Raw genomic sequence first — 19,024 nt, 5'->3', positions numbered from 1 at the left:
CCTCTAAGGCGAACCTGTACGCTAAAGCCGGGGTGATTGATCTTAGCCAAATTGAGTCCCCGATCGTCATCCTTCTCAAGATGCTGACCGACTTCTTGGGGCAGAAGTCACAGAACGTTATAAACATTTACGATCCCTACTTTCCGCACAGGATGCGCGATCCGCACCTTGGAAATCGGCTCAACTGTTTAGACAGGAACCGTTTCGCGATAGTCTAATTGAACCGTCTAGATTGAGCAATCCTGCTGCTCGAACCTAACGGAACCTTTAAACTTCTTCACCGATAGTAAAGCGATTCGTTCCAGGAACCGACGTTTATGACTGCCTTCTCCACTTCCGACAAGACCGAAACGACTCAAGCGCTACCGCCTCAAGATTCAAGAGAGCGGGTGAGCCAATGGATGAAATCTTTCCAGGATCAAGTTTGTAAAGGCTTAGAAGCCGTTGATGGTGAAGCGACGTTTCGCGAAGATAGTTGGACGAGACCCGAAGGCGGTGGCGGACGATCGCGAGTCATGCGCGAAGGTCGTGTGTTTGAACAAGGCGGAGTCAATTTTTCCGAAGTTTGGGGCAAGGATTTGCCACCCTCGATTTTAGTGCAGCGTCCCGAAGCGAAAGGTCATAGCTTCTATGCGACGGGGACTTCGATGGTACTGCATCCCCGGAATCCTTACATTCCAACCGTGCATCTGAACTATCGTTACTTTGAAGCAGGTCCCGTTTGGTGGTTTGGCGGTGGTATTGATTTAACGCCTTACTATCCCTTTGAAGAAGATGTTATCCATTTTCATCAAACACTAAAACAAGCATGTGACCAGCATCATCCCGAATACTATCCCACCTTCAAACTCTGGTGTGATGAGTACTTCTATTTGAAGCATCGCAATGAAACTCGTGGAGTTGGCGGTATCTTCTTTGACTATCAGGACACTCAAGGCGTTTTGTATCCGATTTTCTATCCAGGTTCGCAAATGGACACCCCTGCCGCACAATACAGTCAACAGGTGGGTGCAGTGCAAGGTCGGACTTGGGAAGATCTGTTTGCGTTTATTCAATCTTGCGGAAATGCGTTTCTGCCTGCATATACGCCGATCGCTGAAAAACGCAAAAATACCGAATATGGCGATCGCGAACGCCAGTTCCAACTCTATCGCCGGGGACGGTACGTCGAGTTTAATCTGGTCTACGATCGCGGCACAATTTTTGGCTTACAGACCAATGGACGCACAGAATCGATTCTGATGTCACTGCCTCCGATGGTGCGGTGGGAATATGGGTATGAACCAGAAGCTGGAAGTCCAGAAGCTCGGCTGTATGACATTTTCTTGAAGCCACAAGATTGGATCAATTGGTCACAAAACGGGGCACACTCAGCTTAATGGTGATTAGCCATTAACATCCATTTGTTAAGCCTTGCATGTCGAGGGAAGCGTTTTTCTAGCGCTTCCCTCTTTTTGCAGAAGGTAATGGTGTTAGCATTTTCCCTGATTTGGGCATAACTGACCTAGAGAATCCCCCCAATCGCTTGCACGAAGCAAGTCCTGATTAATATGGAGCAGAAGTCGATCCTCATGGAGCAAAGAGTATTTAGTACCCCGGATGGCAATACGATCGTCGTATTTAATCCGAGCGGGCGCTTAGATATCACAACAGCGTGGCAGTTCCGCACCAAGTTACAGGACTGTATTGCGAAACAAACAAATCATATTATTGTCAACTTAGGTCAGGTAAATTTTATTGATAGTTCTGGGCTGACTTCGCTAGTAGCAGGGATGCGGGATGCAGATAAAGCACGCGGCAGCTTTAAGCTCTGCAATGTGCATCCAGAGGCAAAACTGGTCTTTGAAGTCACGATGATGGATTCAGTATTTGAGATTTTTGAGAGTGAAGAGGAAGCTCTGGGAACTGCGCCGCAAAAGTTGGCAAGTTAACCCAAGTTAAACGATGACAGATTTTCCGATCAAGGGCTTTCATCTTCAACTCTGCTTTGGTGAAATTGAGTATTACCACTTGGCGATCGCCGTCGTGAGTTCTTTTAGATCCAAATAATCGCTCATGAAGCTTTTTCTGAGCAATTCTGATGGAATGTAAGGATCAAACTTTTGCAGCTTTGGAATCTCATCATCAGGCAGGAGCATATTCGCTTCTAAGCGGCGATTGGCTAACGATCGAATCTCGTGATCCAAAGTCTCTAGCTTGCATTTTCCCAATCGAACGATTAGAAAATAAGGCGATCGCCCTTTAATACTTTTCAGTCCCAAAGCATCTTTCGCGTAAAACCGCAAAAATCGCTCTAAGGTCCGAAATGGAATCGTTCCCATCCAGGGCAGAATACAGCAAACATCCTCTTCAATCAATTGGATCGGCTGATGTAAAAAGCCTTTGTATTGCGCTAGCTCTCTTGCTTCTTGGAGTCGCCGTTTCGCACCGGGTTGCAAATAAGGATACATCGTTGTCTCTTGCAGCACTTTTCTCATGCGCCGCAACACTCGAGTATGAATCTCGCCCATACTGCCGCGCCATGAGCTAGAAGTCACGGATTTTGTACTAGGAATCACAACGATCGTTTTCTTCTTCGCATTGACCTCGATCACTTCCCAGGTTTTGCCAGCTAGCGAAAAGCGATCTCCCTCCATTGGCGGAACGATGATACTACCAACTGCTTTTCCATCATGCTTAACGAGATACTCCTCGGTATCCGGGAAAATTGCATAGAACTTAAAATTGTTAATAATTTTTTCGGCTGTAATTCCAATGATCAAGCCCCCAGTCGGCGTTTGTTCTAAATGGTCAATTTCGATTAAATGCCGTAAAAACAGCCGAAAATCATCTTGAGTCACCGACTGAAAAGGAGGCAATTTGAGGACGTTTTGCGCGATCGCACCTGGCGACAGTTCTCCTAATGCTGCCAAAGTACTCATCGTTTGGTGATAGAGCAAACTGAATGGATACTGCATTTCCCGTGCAGGCTCGATCCATTTTTCCTCAATATAGAGTTGAATAATCGCGATCGCTTGCAACAACTGCCAAGGAATCTGCTCAGGTAAAATCTCCTCGCCTGTCGGCTTGTCTTCTGCACAGACAAATCGCATCTCGGCGGTATCGCCTCTTCGCCCTGATCGACCCAAGCGTTGCAGAAAGCTAGCAACCGAAGCAGGTGCTTCAAGTTGCAAAACGCGATCGAGATGTCCTAAATCGATTCCCATTTCAAACGTCACGGTTGCTGCCGTCACTGCGAGCTTCTCCCCATCCCGCATGGCTTCTTCAGCCGTCTCTCGCAATGCTGCCGAGATACTGCCGTGATGAACGTGATAAATATCCGGTGCGCCTTTCGCCTGGGCAATTTCTCGCAATGCCGCGATCGCTTCTTCGGTGGCAGTCCGCCCATTCGCAAAAATTAGACTCTTCCGCCCTTCTGTCTGTTGAAACAAATACAAATGATACGGATTAAAGACGCGATCGCGGGTATCTCCTTTTGCCCGGACAACTAAACCCGGATCATAGAAATGCTCGATCGACAACTGAATTTTTCTCGCGGCTCCTTCAATTTTTGGGGTGGTGACAGATGGAGAAGTGTCTGCCCGCAGCCACGCTTCTGCTAAAGAATAATCGCCCAGAGTTGCAGACAGTCCAATTCGACGCGGTTGGTTACCTGTCAGCTTCGCAAGGCGCGAAAGTTGACACAAGATTTGGCAACCGCGATCGCTGCCAATAAATGCGTGAACTTCGTCAATAATCACAAATCGAAGGTCGCCAAATATACGATCGATGTCAGAACTTTTATTGATCAGCAAACTCTCCAAGGATTCAGGCGTAATTTGCAGAATGCCACGCGGATTTGCAAGTAGCTTTTTCTTCCGGCTTTGAGACACATCTCCATGCCATGCCCACACAGGTAAATCCGCGAACCGTAAGAGATCCGTTAATCGATCGAACTGATCATTGATCAAAGCTTTAATCGGACTAATGTAAATTGCACCAACGCTGCGAGATGGATTTTCATGCAGTAACGTCAACGCTGGAAGAAATGCAGCCTCAGTTTTCCCGGATGCTGTGCCTGCGGCGATCAGAAGATGCTGATCGGTATCGAATAAAACTCTGCACGCTTCTGCTTGAATTGGGCGTAAACTGCTCCAACCTTGTGCGTAAATATACTCCTGAATGAAAGGCGCTAGCCGATAATACGGGTCTTGCATGCTCGATTCCCTCAACACACTACTGAGCCTACTGCACAGCCTACTTTAGCGCCGAATTTCGCCTTTAAGACCTTGATTTTGCATCTTTGTATCCTAACCCTGTGCCAATCTATTATCTGTCTCCCGATTGGTTGAGCCATTTACACATCCTTCGGTACGGTTCGCTTAGTCTGCCGCTTTCCAATTCATGCGGACATTGCTCGACCTCTAGATGTCAGCTGTGTGAATCATCCAGGTGCGTCCTGAATACGAAAGAAGATTTAGCCCCTCTAGCAAATTTCGGAGATCTAACGTGAGCAAACGGAAACAGATTGCTGCTTTTGGTATAGCTGCTGCTGTCTTAGCAGGGTATGCGGTTCCAACGATCGCTGAATCGGTGAAGAAGCCTTCTAACACTGAGTCTGCAACTCCTACGGTAAACCAGACCAGCACGCCTTCAATGACTCCGATCGCAAAGCCGGAAATGCCTTCGATGCCGTCAATCAGTACCACTCCTGCTAATCCAGGTTCAACCCCAGTTATGCCGACCTCGGCTCCTTCGACGATGACTCCTGCATCGACTCCGACCTCCATGCCAACGATGCCAACAACAGAGAAGCCATCTGAGAGTAAGCCGACGCTACCCACAGTCGAGAAGCCTGCTGAATCTGCAACCCCCGCGACCACACCTGTCAGCCCAACTTCAATTCCCTCGACTCCTGGCGCAACGACAACGCCTTCGACTCCGGATACAACAACGCCTGCTCCTGATTCATCTACAACGCCTGCTTCTCCAACAAGCGCTCCGATGACTCCGAGTACGCCTTCGACCACACCGGAATCGACAACTACACCGGATACTACGGTTCCCACTATCCCTTCGACCACACCGGATACCACGGTTCCCACTACCCCTTCGACCACACCGGAATCGACAACTACGCCTACTCAGCCAACTGCTCCGGCTGAACAGTCTTCAACTCCTAGCACGCAACCCATGGCAACGACAACTGTGCTAGAAAGCGAAACGATCACGGGTGTGCAGCAAGTGACTTTACCTGAGAGTGCTAACACAGCAGCGAAGTTTACCTTACCGATCCAAATTGCTGTTGTTCAGGAAGCGAGTGTTACTAGCGATACCCCGATTACTGATAAAATGGCGAAAGATTTGCCAGCTTGGGGCGCAGCCGTGAGTGCTTGCCTGAAAGATAAGCCTGCATTCGTGCGTGTGGTTGATGATCAGACTGCACCGTTTATGGTGGGTGGGTCAGAAGGTAAGATTCGCTTGAATGCGAACAATAAGCCTATCTGTGCTAGCTAGTACAATTTTCGGATTTTAGAGTTTGGCGTGTTCAGTCAATCTGTTCACTTTGAAAGCTGACTCGGTATTCATTTGTCTCCGCTAAGACGTTTTGAGGTTCTACTTGATCAGTAGAACCTCATTTCAGTTTGAAATCAGGGTGCAATCCATCTAAGGCTTGGAAACGTTGAACTTTAGAGGTTGTGAATTGCAACAGGTTCGATCGTATCCGCAGGCGTATAGCCAAATACTCGCGAATAGAAGTAAAACTCGCCATCTAATGCGCGTTTGATATTCTCTGCTTTGCGGAATCCATGTTGTTCTCCTTCAAATAGAACATACGCAACAGGTAAGCCTTTCGCTTTCAAAGCATCGACCATCATTTCAGCTTGATTTGGCGGCACAATCCGATCTTCGTCACCTTGGAAAAAGATGACTGGGCAAGACAAGCGATCGACAGCACTGATTGGAGAGCGATCGTGATACAAATCAGCCCGTTCTGGATAAGCTCCAATCAAGCCATCTAAATACCGTGATTCAAATTTATGTGTATCTTCTGCAAGCGCTTTGAGATCACTTACGCCATAGTAACTTGCACCTGCTTTGAAGGTATTGCGGAAAGTTAGAGCACACAGCGTTGTATAACCGCCTGCACTTCCGCCTGCAATCACTAAGCGGTCGCCATCGACTTTACCTTGTTCTGCGAGATACTTTGCTCCATTGGCACAGTCAGCCACATCGACAATTCCCCAAGTCCCTTTGAGTCTTTCTCGATAGGCTCGACCATATCCAGTACTGCCTCCATAGTTCACATCAAGGACAGCAAACCCACGGCTCGTCCAGTACTGAATGCCCAAGTTGAATGAAGCAGAAGTTGCAGCCGTTGGGCCTCCATGACTTTTAACTAACATCGGAGGAAGCTCGCCTTCGGGAGCTTGAAAGTCTTTGTTTTTCGGCGCGTAGTAGAGCGCATGAGCCGTGAGATTGTTCTCCGTGGGAAACTCGATCGCTTCTGGAATGGACAAATAGCCTGGATCAATCCTGAGTTCACTGGCTCGTCTGAGAGTTTCAAACTGTTGAGTGTTGAAATCGTATTTGACGATCGCGCTCGGTTCAGTTGATGATCCGCCAACAAAAACCGCATGATCTGGACAAACCTGAACACCTGCAATGCTGGTATAGGGAGATTCAAGATTTTTAAGCTCAAGTGTGTTGAGATCCAGACTCGCCAATCTGCTCATCCCATTCTCGGTATAAGCACAAATAATGTTGTTGCCTGCAAATCCATAGGTAGACATGCCAAACACCCAAAGCGGCAATCCAAATTCAGCCGCTTTTTCGCACAGGGCTTCTACAGTTTGAGTCGTTGGATTCCAGCGGTAAAAATTCCACCAGCCTGTACGATCGCTGACGAAAATCAGATTTCCATCCGGCGACCATTCCGGCTGAAAAATCGCTTCTTCTCGTCCCCCTGCAATTTTTTCAGGCGTTGCTAATGTGCCATCCTCTTGAATTTTCGCTGTCCATAACTCGGTTCCATCCCAAGGCATATCAGGATGATGCCAGCAAATCCAACTCAATCGAGATCCATCCGGACTTAATCGAGGAAACATGTAGAAATCAGATCCCGCGACTAAGGTAGTTTGAGAGTGATCCTTGAGAGAGATGCTCGCGATCGTATTTTCTGCCTCTCGATCTGCATTTTGATGATCCTCTCGAATGCAAATTAAGCGATCGCGTTTTTTGTCTAAAATCACATCTGCGTAGCGAATCGCAGCTTCGGGAGTTAACGCGATCGGTTCCTCTCCAACCCTGTGCTGATACAAGCGCTGGTCAGCAAAATTTGAGAAATAAACTGTCTCATCAATGATTGTGAACGCCCCACCTCCATATTCATGCACTCGGGTACGAGCGTTAAACGCAGTAGGTGTGACCTCGACTGTCTGACCGTTCTCTGAACGTCGAATAATCACATTCCTTCCGCCCTCGGTCGGGCGCGATTCGCTCCAATAGATTGTTTTTCCATCGAGCTTGATTTGACCTAGCCCAATCGCGCCCGCCACAATCAAATCTGAGCTAATCGGGGACTTCCACGCCCCATAAGATGCAACAGCCATAGCCATCTCCGCGACAACATCGAAACTTCTCAAGTGTAATTGAATCAAACGGTCTGCAATAAAGATTCGTGTTACAGTGAGTAATGAGAGGTATTTAGCTCGGCTGATTCAGTTTGTTTTTCCTAGACAGTGACTCGTTCGTTTTCCATTAAAACTTGCAAGTTTGTTAGCGCTAAAGCAGGCACACCCTCCGATACGATTGCCTCGTTCATTTCTGGTTCTGGAGAATTCTTTCAATGTCGATTTATGTAGGTAACCTGTCCTATGAGGTTACACGCGAGGATTTAACTGAGATCTTCGCAGAATACGGATCTGTTAAGCGCGTTCAGCTTCCCGTTGATCGTGAAACTGGACGGATGCGTGGGTTCGGGTTTGTCGAAATGTCTTCGGATGCCGAAGAGGACGCAGCGATCGAGGCACTCGATGGTGCGGAATGGATGGGTCGCGACATGCGCGTCAACAAGGCGAAGCCCCGTGAAGAATCGGGTAGCGGCGGCGGTGGTCGCAGTGGCGGCGGTCGTGGCGGTCGTAGCGGTGGATTCTCGCAGCGCTATTAATTTGATTCGCTAAAATTTAGGTTCCCCTAATGTGTGTGCATTAGGGGAATTTCTTTTGGATTCAAGACAGATGAGAGCAAGAATTGAGTCGGATATTTTGTATCTGCATCACGAAGATGTCCCGCCCTTCAAAAAAGGTGGGTCAATCGTCCGGAATAGTTACTTTTGGGCATTAAAGTCGATCGCAGGTCGAGCCAAACGAGGACGCGACTGGGAATTTGAGCCGGAAGTTTGGTTTGCATTACAACGAATGCTGTTATCGTTCGCAGAATCCGGATACTTAGGATTGTCTGAGACGCTGTTGGAATTTCCAGAAGTCAGTGAAATTCCAGACGAATTGCGATCGATTTCAACGCGCCTATCAGTGGATTGAATGAAATTTCCAGATTGTGTTGTTGATACATAACGACGAACAAGATCCCGTGTCATAATGATGTGTCCAGAAAATCTAGAAGTATCTAGGGGATCGATAATCGCGGACTTCTAAACGAAGCGCAAAGGAGAAAAAATGGCACGAGTGATGGTCGTTGGCGCAGGCGGGGTTGGCAGAGTAGTGGCTCACAAACTTGCTGCACTGGAAGAATTCGAGGAAATTCTGCTTACCAGCCGAACGGTAGAAAGGTGTAACCAGATTGCAGAAAGTATTTCCAGTAGGCATGTCCAAACCGCGCAAGTCGATGCGGATGATGTCTCTCAAACTGTGGCTCTTTTGAAGTCGTTCCGTCCAGATGTCTTGGTGAATGTGGCATTGCCCTATCAAGATCTGGCGTTGATGGATGCTTGCCTGAATGCAGGTGTGCATTATCTTGACACGGCGAATTACGAGCCTCCAGACAATCCGAAATTCGAGTATAGCTGGCAGTGGGCTTATCAAGACCGCTTTTATGATGCCGGACTAACTGCGATTCTAGGCTGTGGCTTTGATCCAGGTGTGACCGGCATTTTTACTGCTCACGCTCTGAAACATCATTTTGATGAGATTCACGAGCTAGATATCGTCGATTGCAATGCCGGTAGCCATGGCAGAGCATTTGCAACGAATTTCAATCCAGAGATTAATATTCGCGAGATTACTCAGCCGGGACGCTATTTTGAAAAAGGCGCATGGATCACGGTTCCGCCTTTATCAATTCATCGCCCTGTTGATTATCCCCATATCGGCGATCGCGAATCTTACTTGCTCTATCACGAAGAACTCGAATCGCTGGTGAAGCACATTCCGACTTTGAAGCGAGCACGGTTCTGGATGACCTTTTCACAGAGCTATATCAACTACCTTCAGGTGCTAGAAACGCTCGGATTAACCCGAATTGATCCGATCGACTATGAAGGAACACCCGTTGTGCCTCTGAAAATGTTGAAGAAGCTGCTTCCTGATCCAGCTTCTCTAGCAGCAACTTATACCGGACAAACCTCGATCGGATGTCACATTCGCGGCATCAAAGATGGTCAAGAAAAGACCTACTACATCTACAACAATTGCGATCATGCTGCGGCTTATCAAGAAGTCGGGGCACAGGCAATTTCCTACACCACAGGCGTTCCGGCAGCGCTAGGTGCTCTCATGGTGGCGAATGGAACTTGGCAAAAGCCAGGTGTGTTCAACGTTGAACAGCTAGATCCTGATCCATTCTTAGCAAAGTTGGGTGACATGGGACTGCCTTGGCATGAAGTCATCGGTCAACCTTCTCCCTTTGAGGCGATCTAACTGATGGAACAAGTCAATGAGGTCTTGGCGAATATTCCTTCGCCCTGCTTTGTGCTGGAAGAAGCAAAGCTGAGACGCAACCTGCAAATTTTCGAGCGGGTTCAACGAGATGCGCCTGTGAAAGTGTTACTGGCACTGAAAGGCTTTGCGCTGTTTCATAGCTTTCCGATGATTCGCGAAAGTCTATATGGAGCTTCTGCAAGTTCATTGTGGGAAGCGCAACTGGCATCGGAGTTTTTCGGGGGTGCGCTGTGTGTGTACTCGCCTGCTTATCGGGACGAGGACTTACCGGAGTTACTCGCGTCTGCTTCGCATTTGACGTTCAATTCTTTGAGTCAGTGGGAGCGATCGCTCAAATTCCCGCGCAATGCTTCGATCGGGATTCGGATCAATCCGCTCTTTTCTCCTGTGAAAACTGCGCTCTACAATCCTTGTGTGCCAGGATCACGCTTGGGGGTACTACCTGAGCAATTGGGCGATCGCTTACCGGATGGAATTGAGGGGTTTCTCTCGCATAACCTCTGTGAAAGTGATTCGTTTGCTTTGGAGAAAACGCTGCTCAACATTGAGGAACACTATGGTCATTTACTGCCTCAGTTGAAATGGCTCAATCTTGGGGGCGGACATCTGATGACGCATGAAACCTACGATGTCGATCATGCGATCGCAGTTCTGAAAGCTTTCCATGAGAAGTATCCGAACTTGCAATTGATGCTAGAGCCGGGTTCAGCGATCGCTTGGCAGACAGGCTTTTTACTAAGCTCAGTCTTGGATCTGATTCCAATGCCGAACATGACGCATGTGATGTTAGATGTTTCATTCACAGCACATATGCCAGATTGCTTAGAGATGCCTTATCAGCCAGAGATTACTGGAGCCTCTGTGTTGCCAGAAGGTCAAACTGGGTATCGCTTAGGTGGTGCTAGCTGTTTGGCTGGAGATTTCTTGGGAGATTATCAGTTTGATCGACCTTTAGAGGTTGGCGATCGCTTATTGTTCCAGGACATGATGCACTACACCATGGTTAAAACAACAATGTTTAACGGGGTAACGCATCCATCGATCGGTTGTCTCAAACAAGATGGTTCGTTTGAATTGTGGCGAACGTTTGGGTATGAGGACTATCGATCTCGAATGGGCTAGTTCGTAATTAGGTTAGTTCATAAGATAAGCACTCCAAGTCTTTGAAAGACTTGGAGTGCTTTTGTTAGTAAGCGAGAGGCAATCTTAGCAATCTACTAGTTTTTTGTGAGAGCGCTAAACTTCCGCCGATCGCATGACTTGTTGCAGGGATGAAGCTCCCCAATATTTCATTCATTCTGAGACAGACGAACTTTTTTGAGCGCTAAGCGCTTCGAGAAGAAATCCTTAAATTGTCTGTCTAATCGGCTGTCGAAAGGTATGATTCGGAACAATCGTTCGTCTGTACAAGTTGGGTAAATCTATCGTAAATAGTAAACAAAAATAATATCTGAGCGCGACTTTTGGGTTTTAGGAGAACAGCATGAGTGAACAACCAAGTCCAGAGAAAATCTTGCAAACAGGGCTAGCTTTCTGGGCATCAAAGATGCTGTTGAGTGCTATCGAAATCGACCTATTTACTAAACTGGCAGATGGTGCCAAGCCATTTGACGTAATCAGAGATCTGGTAGGGTTGCACCCACGCTCGGCGCGTGACTTCCTCGATGCGTTAGTCGCGCTTGGCTTCCTGGAACGCACAGGCGATCTCTACTCGAATACGATCGAGACCAATCTATTCCTCGATCGAACCAAGCCATCCTACGTCGGAGGGATACTAGAAATGGCGAACCACCGCTTGTATCCCTTCTGGGGTCATCTCACTGACGCTCTCCGCACTGGGCAACCGCAAAACGAATATCGGACAGGTGATCCTAGTCTGTTTGAAACCCTCTATGCCGAGCCAGACCGCTTGAAAGAATTTCTTTCTGCGATGACAGGAGTGAGCCGAGGTTCTAATGTCGCGATCGCACAACGCTTTCCCTGGAAAGACTACCGCACCTTCGTAGATGTAGGCACAGCCCAAGGTGATTTAGCAGTTCAGATCGCAAAAGCAAACCCGCATTTACAGGGTTTCGGATTCGACTTGCCCCAGGTTGCTCCTTTCTTTGAAGAGTACAGCATGACATCAGGGGTAGCAGACCGTCTGTCGTTTGTGCCAGGTGATTTTTTCCAGCACGATCTGCCCAAAGCTGACGTAGTACTGATGGGGCATATTCTGCACGACTGGGATCTACCGACGAAGAAAATGCTGATTGCAAAAGCATTCGATGCTGTTCCATCTGGAGGTGCTCTCGTCGTATATGAAGCACTCATTGATGACGATCGCTCAAAGAATGCCTTTGGTCTGATGATGAGCCTAAATATGCTGATCGAAACGCCAGGAGGCTTCGACTACACAGGTGCTGACTGCTCTGGATGGATGAAAGAAGCTGGTTTTTCTCAGATCCGGGTTGAGCATTTAGTTGGCCCAGATTCGATGGTGATTGGGATTAAATAGCAGAAAATGGCTGCCCAATACTTTTATGTTAAAAGCCATCTGTTGAAGCAACTCTTGAATCTACTCTGGTCACTTTTTGACTAAATATGCTGACAACATCAGCGTTAGTTCTTGTTCCAATTCCCCAGTCTTGAGCAACTCAGGATGATCGATCATCGCCCCATAAATCAAGGCTCGGATCGTGCGCTCAACCATAAAAACTGCTAACTCTAGATTCTTGGGTCGAAGCTGATCAGAGCGTTGCGCGAGAAATGATTGCAGCAGATTTTCTATCTTTGCCTGATCTAAGCGTTTCATCACTTCACTGTGGGGAATCTGTTCATGCAAAACGCGATGAAGCTTAGGGTTCACAGCATGAGCCGCCAATGCTGCTTTAATAATTTGTCGCAGCACCTCTGGAATTGTGCGATCGCTGAGTCCTTCTAAATGCTGCTTTGCTAATTGCACCATTTCATTAGCATGCTGCTCCGCTAAAGCAAAAATCAAAGCTTCCTTATTCGGAAAGTATTGGTACAGCGAGCCGATACTCACACCAGCCCGTTCAGCCACCCGATTCGTCGTCAGTTGGTTATACCCGTTTTCCGTCAAAATGTGAGCCGTTGCCGAGAGAATCGCTTCAACAGTGACTTGTGATCGCTCTTGTTTGGGTTGTTTACGTGGGGTTGCAGGAGGTTTAGGAGACATCGGTAGGGCTTCTCGAAATGCGAGTTGTCAGAGGAGTGCGATCGCCCATAAAATTATGAGTAATTACTCACATTTTACAAGCAAGTTCTACAGCAAGCAATGAAAAGAGAGAGTCAATGATGCGAATTATGATTATGGCGATGGGAAGTCGAGGCGATGTTCAGCCCTACGTTGCTTTGGGCAAGGGGCTGAAAACCGCAGGACACAGCGTTCGACTTGCCACGCATGAAAACTTTGAATCGTTAGTCAATTCATATGAGCTAGAGTTCTATCCGCTTAAGGGCAACGTCCAAGCTTTTCTAGAAGACCCCGCGAACCGTCAGTTGCTAGAAAGCGGGAATTTTCTGGCGATTAATGCACGTACAGCGAAAGCTTCTCAACGAGCCGCGATCGATTGGGCAGAGGGCGGATTGGTCGCGGCTCAGGGAATGGATCTGCTAGTTGCAGGCGTAGGCGGACTCTTCCTCGGTGTTTCCCTTGCTGAGAAGCTGAAGATCCCGTTGCTTCAGGCATACATCTTTCCTTTTACGCCGACTCAAGCCTTTCCCGCTGTTTTGTTTCCTCAATCTATTGCTAAATTTGGCGGAACTGTCAATCGACTGTCGCATCATGTCTTTCGACAGATCATGTGGCAGGGAGCGCGGACAGGGGATGGATTAGCACGACAACAAGTGCTAGAGTTGCCCGCTGCCCCATTTTGGGGAAATTATCATTCGGTTCATCTTCAGCGTTATCCCATCCTGTATGGGTTAAGTCCATCTGTGATTGCGAAACCCTCGGATTGGCAGAATACTCATATGACTGGCTATTGGTTCTTAGATGAGCCTCCCAATTGGTCTCCACCTCTCGCTTTACTAGAGTTTCTACAAAGTGGTTCTCCCCCTGTGTTTATTGGATTTGGGAGTATGGTGAGTCGAAATCCAGAAGAAACAGCAGATCTAGTCTTACAAGCGATCGCACTTACGGGACAACGTGCTATCTTGCAATCGGGTTGGCGGGGTCTGGGTAAGCGTGATTTGCCAGATACGGTTTTTATGGTGGATTCAATTCCCCATTCTTGGCTTTTTCCACGTGTCGCGGCTGTGGTTCATCATGGGGGTGCAGGGACAACAGCCGCGGGACTCAGAGCAGGGATACCGACCATTGTGATTCCTTTCTTTGGTGATCAGCCTTTTTGGGGACATCGCGTTGCAGAATTAGGCGTAGGGACAGCACCGATTCCTCGTAAAGACCTTACTGCTGAAAGATTGGCAAAAGCAATTCAGCAGGTTATGAACGATTCAGCAATGCGCCAACGTGCTGCCGATCTAGGAGCAAAGATTCAAGCTGAAGATGGAGTTGCTCATGCAGTCGAAATCGTACAAGAGCTAGAAAAGTGTGGAGCTTTTCTATGACGACGACACTGGAGAAACCTAGCGCTAAAATTCTGAGTTGAGTCTGCACTGCCCTTGCTTATCTAGTAAGCTGTGAGTTGAGTCTGGAACTTGGGAATGTGCTATGAAACCACCACAAACTCTAGAAACGAAGCGATTATGCTTGAGGCAGCCAATACCTGAAGATGCAGGATCGATATTTGAGCAATACGCACAAGACCCAGAGGTAACGAAGTATCTGAGTTGGCAACCTCATCAGTCTATTAGAGAGACAGATGAGTTCATCGATCGATGTATTTCGGTTTGGGCGAATCACTCTGCATTTCCTTATGTACTGATCTGCAAGCAAGATGCCCAACTGATTGGGATGATAGAAATTCGCATCAATCAGTACAAGGCAGATTTAGGATATGTTCTTGCAAGATCAGAATGGGGTAAAGGGTATATGACAGAAGCGATGCAAGCACTGACGAATTGGGCATTAGCACAGGATGAGATCTATCGAGTCTGGGCTTTTTGTGATGTTGAAAATCCTGCATCGGCACGAGTGATGGAGAAAGTTGGAATGCAGAGAGAAGGGGTTTTGAAGCGGTGGTTCATTCACCCGAATATTGCTAAAGAGCCACGAGACTGTTATTGCTATGCAATTAGTAAGTAAGTTCCAAAAGCAAAATAGTGAGCGATCGTAGTATAAGGACCGCAATGCACTGAAACTTTGAAGGATACTAGGGGCTAGCGAAGATTATCTGCATCTGATAACTACAACTGTTCGTTGTTCAAGCTATCTGCTTTGGGATTCGCGTTAATTTCATTGTATGGTAACAATGCTGGTACTTAGAGGAAATAATCTATGTGGGATGTTACATCCTTAGCAGAAGAAATTGTTCAAGGCAAAGGCTATGTTCTATTGCCAGAGTTATTCACACCTAAAGAAGTTTCTGAAGCTAGATTGCAAATCCTCAAACTCGCCTCAGAAGAACCAGCAGGAAGATTTTTAAAGACGGGGGAGAGATCACGCCTATACAGATTGCTCGAAGAAGCAAAAATCTTTGAGCAAATGGTACAGCATCCGAAAGTGATAGAGGTTTTGGAGGCAATTCTCGGAAGCGATATGACCCTTGGTGGGTTCTCTGCACATATCCTTTATCCAGGTGCTAGTAGTATGGGCGCACATGTCGATTATCCTTACTTCACCATGACTCCTCCCTATCCAGCAACCCCTGTGATGGAAGTTCAAGCAATCTGGATGATGGAAGACTTTACAGAAACTAACGGCGCTCCTTTATTTGCAGCAGACACCCAGAAGCTTTGCCAATTTCCTAAGCGAGAGGAGTTTTCGAGCTCAGCCTATAAAGTCACTGGAGCAGCAGGTTCAGTCGTTCTTTCTCACGGACTTTGTTGGCATGACACATCTACAAATCACTCAGATAAGCCGCGCGTTTCAGTTCTAGGAAATTACAATCCAAAGTTTGTCCGTCCGCTGGAAAACCTAGCACAGCAGATGTCGCCAACTTTTCTAGAACAGGCAAGCCCAAAACTCAAACAGTTACTCGGACATGAGTTTCAGTCTGCTATTTTTAAGGACGTGCAGAAATTGCAGTCCAACACCCGCAATGCACCGGAACACCCAAATGTAATTGGTTAAGGTGCAGAGATTACCTGCGGCTTGTGAGCGCCATCGTTATGCAGAGGTTTACTCTTGAGCAATCAAATTACTCAGATGAGTAATTTGATTACTTCCTGAAGCGTAATGAAGTCAGTTCTTCTGACGTTCCGTTCATTTTCTTTTAACCGACGTTTGCCGTGCTGCAATCAATCCGGTCTTTCTTGGAGGAGAGCCATGAATTGCAGCAACGCAGAGTTTACGATCGAAAAAGCTGACCACATCCTCTAAACCATTTTCTGATGATTCCGAAGCGATCGCATTCCCCAAAATACCAAATCTAAATCAACCTGAACCTGTTCCAACTCCAAGAATTGAGCAATCAAATTTGCATCTCCTCCCGTTAACACGATCGCGCTTTCTCCCACCTGTCGATGCCAATCGGCAATAAAATCTCGGATACCTGCTAAGAGAATGTGCAAAATCCCACTCTCGATCGCGTGAACCGTATCGGTTGCCCAGCGATTCGGCAACGTTGCAACTTGCTCGATCGTAGGTAATGCTGCTGTGTGATTTCCTAACGCTTGAAATTGCAACCGCACGCCAGGCGCGATCGCACCTCCAACCAATTGATTGTTCTCATTCGCCCCGGTGAAAGTCAGCGCTGTTCCACAATCGATCACCAGCACTGGACTGCCATAAATTTGAATTGCACCCCAAAGCGCTAAAGCTCGATCGATGCCCAAAGTTGGATAAATCTGCTGAATCGGAACCTCTTTCAATTGAATCGAATGCAGCTTCGGATAATCAGACCAGTAATTGAATTGCTCCGCAACAACAGACGCGATCCATAGCTCACAATCAATATCATTCCGTGGCTTTGATTGATTAGTAAAATTAATTAAATGTGCTATACGATTAGAAGGAAAATGAGGCAATAAATCTTCTATTTTCTCGATAATATGCGGGGTATCCCATTTCTCTTGAACCTGATCATTTTTGAATACAGCCCAGTGCAGCCGGGAATTGCCGATATTGAGCGCAATCCATTCGCAATCTATTAGATTCATTTATAGGTATCCTTGCTTATTAAAACTTTACAAACTGAGTTATAACGAGAGAGAATTGAAACAGATTAAGAAAATTGTTTTACCGTTAACATATTGTTCGTAGGGAGATTGGTATATGGTCGCTTCTGCTTCTCGCCCCGCTCGATCAAGAGTGCGCCTCACAACTGAAATCGCTGAAATTGCTCCTGAGACAACGACGATCCGCTGTTTAGACTGGGATCGCGATCGCTTCGACATCGAATTCTCACTCGAAAACGGTACAACCTACAACTCTTTTCTGATTAAAGGCGAGAAAGTCGCGCTCGTTGATACCTCTCACGCCAAATTTCAAGAACTCTATTTAGACGCACTGAATGAGTTGATCGATCCGAAGGAAATTGATTATCTCATCATCAGCCACACTGAACCGGATCACAGCGGCTTAGTCCGCGATGTCTTAGCGCTCAACCCTGAGATTACGGTGATTGGGGCAAAAGTGGCGATTCAGTTTTTAGAAGGACTCGTGCATCATTCTTTCAAGAGCAAGATTGTTAAAAGTGGCGATCGCTTAGATCTCGGCAACGGTCACGAACTCGAATTCGTTTCCGCTCCGAATCTGCATTGGCCTGACACCATTTTTACTTACGACCACAAAACCCAGACGCTTTTTACCTGTGATGCATTTGGGATGCACTTCTGCGACGATCACACCTACGACGAAGATTTAGAAATTCTCGAAGCTGAATTTCGTCTGTACTACGATTGCTTGATGGCTCCGAATGCTCGATCGGTACTTGGTGCCATCAAACGCATCAGCGAATTGCCAGAATTTACCACGATCGCGACTGGTCACGGCCCGCTGCTGCGCTACAACATTGCAGAATTAGTTGGACGCTACAAAGATTGGAGTCAGAGCCAAGCGAAAGCAACCACAACCGTTGGGTTGTTTTATGTTTCCGGGTATGGGTATGGCGATCGCATTGCCCAAGCGATCGCAGCCGGAATCACGAAAACAGGCGTTGCGGTTGAAATGATGGATCTGCGAGTTGCAGAACCTCAAGACGTGCGGGAATTGGTTGAATTATCCAGCGCGGTCGTGCTAGGCATGGCTCCTCAAGTGGGCGAAATTGCAGAAAACGCGCAGGCAGCACTGGGAACTATTCTGGCAGCGGCGAACTCCAAACAGAACTTTGGATTATTTGAAGTCGGGGGCGGAAACGATGAAGCCGTTTACCCGATTCGCAACCAGTTCCGTGAAATTGGATTAACTGAGAAGTTCGAGCCGATCAAGATTGAAGTCGAACCCACCGAAGCAATTTATCAGCTTTGCGAAGAATCTGGAACCGACTTAGGACAATGGCTAACGCGCGATCGCACCGTCAAACAGATGAAAGCGCTCGATACCGAGTTAGATAAAGCCCTCGGTCGGATTAGCGGCGGTTTGTACATCATCACGGCGAAAAAGGGCGACATCTCTAGTGCGATGTTGGCTTCTTGGGTTGCTCAAGCGAGTTCTGAGCCGTTAGGAGTCTCGATCGCGGTTGCCAAAGATCGAGCAATTGAATCGTTCCTGCATGTCGGCGATCGCTTTGTGCTGAATGCGCTCGAAGAGGGCAAGTATCAGACCTTGATGAAGCATTTCCTAAAGCGATTTGCCCCAGGAGCCGATCGCTTTGCTGATGTCGCAAACTATCCCGCGACCAATGGTTCACCAATTCTTGCGGATGCCTTGGCATACATGGAATGCGAAGTCGTCAGCCGAATGGAATGTAGCGATCACTGGATTGTTTACAGCACCGTGACTGCTGGACGAGTTGCGAAAGCAGATTCGCTGACAGCGGTTCATCATCGGAAAGTTGGAAACCACTATTAATTTTAGTGGGGAGTGGGGAGTAGGGAGTAAGTTAGTTTGCGCCTCAGGGTTCAAAGAACAAAAAATT

The 19,024-nt window shown here is 47.4% G+C and carries 17 protein-coding genes; 12 read left to right on the top strand and 5 right to left on the bottom strand.

Features of this window, described 5'->3' with window-relative positions; translation table 11 throughout:
- The first annotated feature begins 317 nt into the window (after nt 1-317).
- Together hemF and J0L70_RS11780 are read left to right on the top strand one after the other, a co-directional pair.
- Nucleotides 318-1,379, top strand: a complete 1,062-nt coding sequence (gene hemF, locus J0L70_RS11785) for an oxygen-dependent coproporphyrinogen oxidase (protein ID WP_268182649.1) — start codon at nt 318-320, stop codon at nt 1,377-1,379.
- A 192-nt stretch (nt 1,380-1,571) separates the two neighbouring features.
- Complete coding sequence (locus J0L70_RS11780) at nt 1,572-1,931, top strand: STAS domain-containing protein (RefSeq protein ID WP_197693294.1); 360 nt, start codon at nt 1,572-1,574, stop codon at nt 1,929-1,931.
- A gap of 72 nt (nt 1,932-2,003) precedes the next feature.
- Here the strand turns inward: J0L70_RS11780 and J0L70_RS11775 are convergent, their stop codons facing one another.
- Complete coding sequence (locus J0L70_RS11775) at nt 2,004-4,196, bottom strand: DEAD/DEAH box helicase (protein ID WP_287454678.1); 2,193 nt, start codon at nt 4,194-4,196, stop codon at nt 2,004-2,006.
- Nucleotides 4,197-4,403: 207 nt separating this feature from the next.
- Entirely contained in the window at nt 4,404-5,009 is a 606-nt protein-coding gene (locus J0L70_RS11770; protein WP_017285952.1) for a hypothetical protein, read from the bottom strand.
- On the opposite strand from J0L70_RS11770, the gene J0L70_RS11765 reads away from it, so the two are divergent.
- Nucleotides 4,984-5,496, top strand: coding sequence for a hypothetical protein (locus tag J0L70_RS11765; protein WP_144056124.1), 513 nt, complete (start codon nt 4,984-4,986; stop codon nt 5,494-5,496). The two genes, J0L70_RS11770 and J0L70_RS11765, sit on opposite strands and share 26 nt — an antisense overlap.
- 173 nt (nt 5,497-5,669) lie before the next feature.
- On the opposite strand, the gene J0L70_RS11760 is transcribed toward J0L70_RS11765, so the two are convergent.
- Nucleotides 5,670-7,592 carry a S9 family peptidase gene (locus J0L70_RS11760; protein WP_287454676.1) on the bottom strand — a complete coding sequence of 641 codons (1,923 nt, stop codon included), beginning with the start codon at nt 7,590-7,592 and terminating at the stop codon, nt 5,670-5,672.
- Between the two features lie 236 nt (nt 7,593-7,828).
- On the opposite strand from J0L70_RS11760, the gene rbp reads away from it, so the two are divergent.
- From rbp to J0L70_RS11735, 5 genes are all read left to right on the top strand, one after another.
- Nucleotides 7,829-8,149 carry an RNA-binding regulator gene (gene rbp / locus J0L70_RS11755; RefSeq protein WP_017285955.1) on the top strand — a complete coding sequence of 107 codons (321 nt, stop codon included), beginning with the start codon at nt 7,829-7,831 and terminating at the stop codon, nt 8,147-8,149.
- Between the two features lie 70 nt (nt 8,150-8,219).
- On the top strand, nt 8,220-8,522 hold the full coding sequence (locus J0L70_RS11750; protein ID WP_017285956.1) for a hypothetical protein: 303 nt from the start codon (nt 8,220-8,222) through the stop codon (nt 8,520-8,522).
- 135 nt (nt 8,523-8,657) lie between these two features.
- On the top strand, nt 8,658-9,857 hold the full coding sequence (locus J0L70_RS11745) for a saccharopine dehydrogenase family protein (protein ID WP_190651493.1): 1,200 nt from the start codon (nt 8,658-8,660) through the stop codon (nt 9,855-9,857).
- A 3-nt stretch (nt 9,858-9,860) separates the two neighbouring features.
- A complete protein-coding gene (gene nspC / locus J0L70_RS11740; RefSeq protein ID WP_017285958.1) occupies nt 9,861-11,000 on the top strand; it encodes a carboxynorspermidine decarboxylase in 1,140 nt (379 codons plus the stop codon).
- A 361-nt stretch (nt 11,001-11,361) separates the two neighbouring features.
- Nucleotides 11,362-12,375 (top strand): methyltransferase, encoded by a 1,014-nt coding sequence (locus J0L70_RS11735; protein ID WP_287454674.1) that lies wholly within the window; start codon nt 11,362-11,364, stop codon nt 12,373-12,375.
- A 69-nt stretch (nt 12,376-12,444) separates the two neighbouring features.
- Here the strand turns inward: J0L70_RS11735 and J0L70_RS11730 are convergent, their stop codons facing one another.
- Nucleotides 12,445-13,059, bottom strand: a complete 615-nt coding sequence (locus J0L70_RS11730) for a TetR/AcrR family transcriptional regulator (RefSeq protein WP_287454673.1) — start codon at nt 13,057-13,059, stop codon at nt 12,445-12,447.
- Between the two features lie 116 nt (nt 13,060-13,175).
- Between J0L70_RS11730 and J0L70_RS11725 the strand changes: the two genes are divergently transcribed.
- The 3 genes from J0L70_RS11725 (at nt 13,176) to J0L70_RS11715 (ending at nt 16,077) form a co-directional block, all read left to right on the top strand.
- Nucleotides 13,176-14,453 (top strand): glycosyltransferase, encoded by a 1,278-nt coding sequence (locus tag J0L70_RS11725; protein WP_287454672.1) that lies wholly within the window; start codon nt 13,176-13,178, stop codon nt 14,451-14,453.
- A 103-nt stretch (nt 14,454-14,556) separates the two neighbouring features.
- Complete coding sequence (locus tag J0L70_RS11720; RefSeq protein WP_287454670.1) at nt 14,557-15,090, top strand: GNAT family N-acetyltransferase; 534 nt, start codon at nt 14,557-14,559, stop codon at nt 15,088-15,090.
- Nucleotides 15,091-15,282: 192 nt separating this feature from the next.
- Nucleotides 15,283-16,077, top strand: coding sequence for a phytanoyl-CoA dioxygenase family protein (locus J0L70_RS11715; RefSeq protein ID WP_190651484.1), 795 nt, complete (start codon nt 15,283-15,285; stop codon nt 16,075-16,077).
- A gap of 245 nt (nt 16,078-16,322) precedes the next feature.
- Here J0L70_RS11715 and J0L70_RS11710 read toward each other — a convergent pair whose 3' ends face one another.
- On the bottom strand, nt 16,323-17,105 hold the full coding sequence (locus tag J0L70_RS11710; RefSeq protein WP_287454667.1) for a pantothenate kinase: 783 nt from the start codon (nt 17,103-17,105) through the stop codon (nt 16,323-16,325).
- A 115-nt stretch (nt 17,106-17,220) separates the two neighbouring features.
- Between J0L70_RS11710 and J0L70_RS11705 the strand changes: the two genes are divergently transcribed.
- Entirely contained in the window at nt 17,221-18,957 is a 1,737-nt protein-coding gene (locus J0L70_RS11705) for a diflavin flavoprotein (protein ID WP_287454665.1), read from the top strand.
- Nucleotides 18,958-19,024: the final 67 nt, after the last annotated feature.

The organism is Leptolyngbya sp. UWPOB_LEPTO1, from assembly GCF_017302695.1.
GTDB classification, from domain to species: Bacteria; Cyanobacteriota; Cyanobacteriia; order Leptolyngbyales; family Leptolyngbyaceae; genus Leptolyngbya; species Leptolyngbya boryana.
Note: the sequence above shows the minus strand (reverse complement) of the source record. Positions and strands in the feature narration are given on the sequence as shown.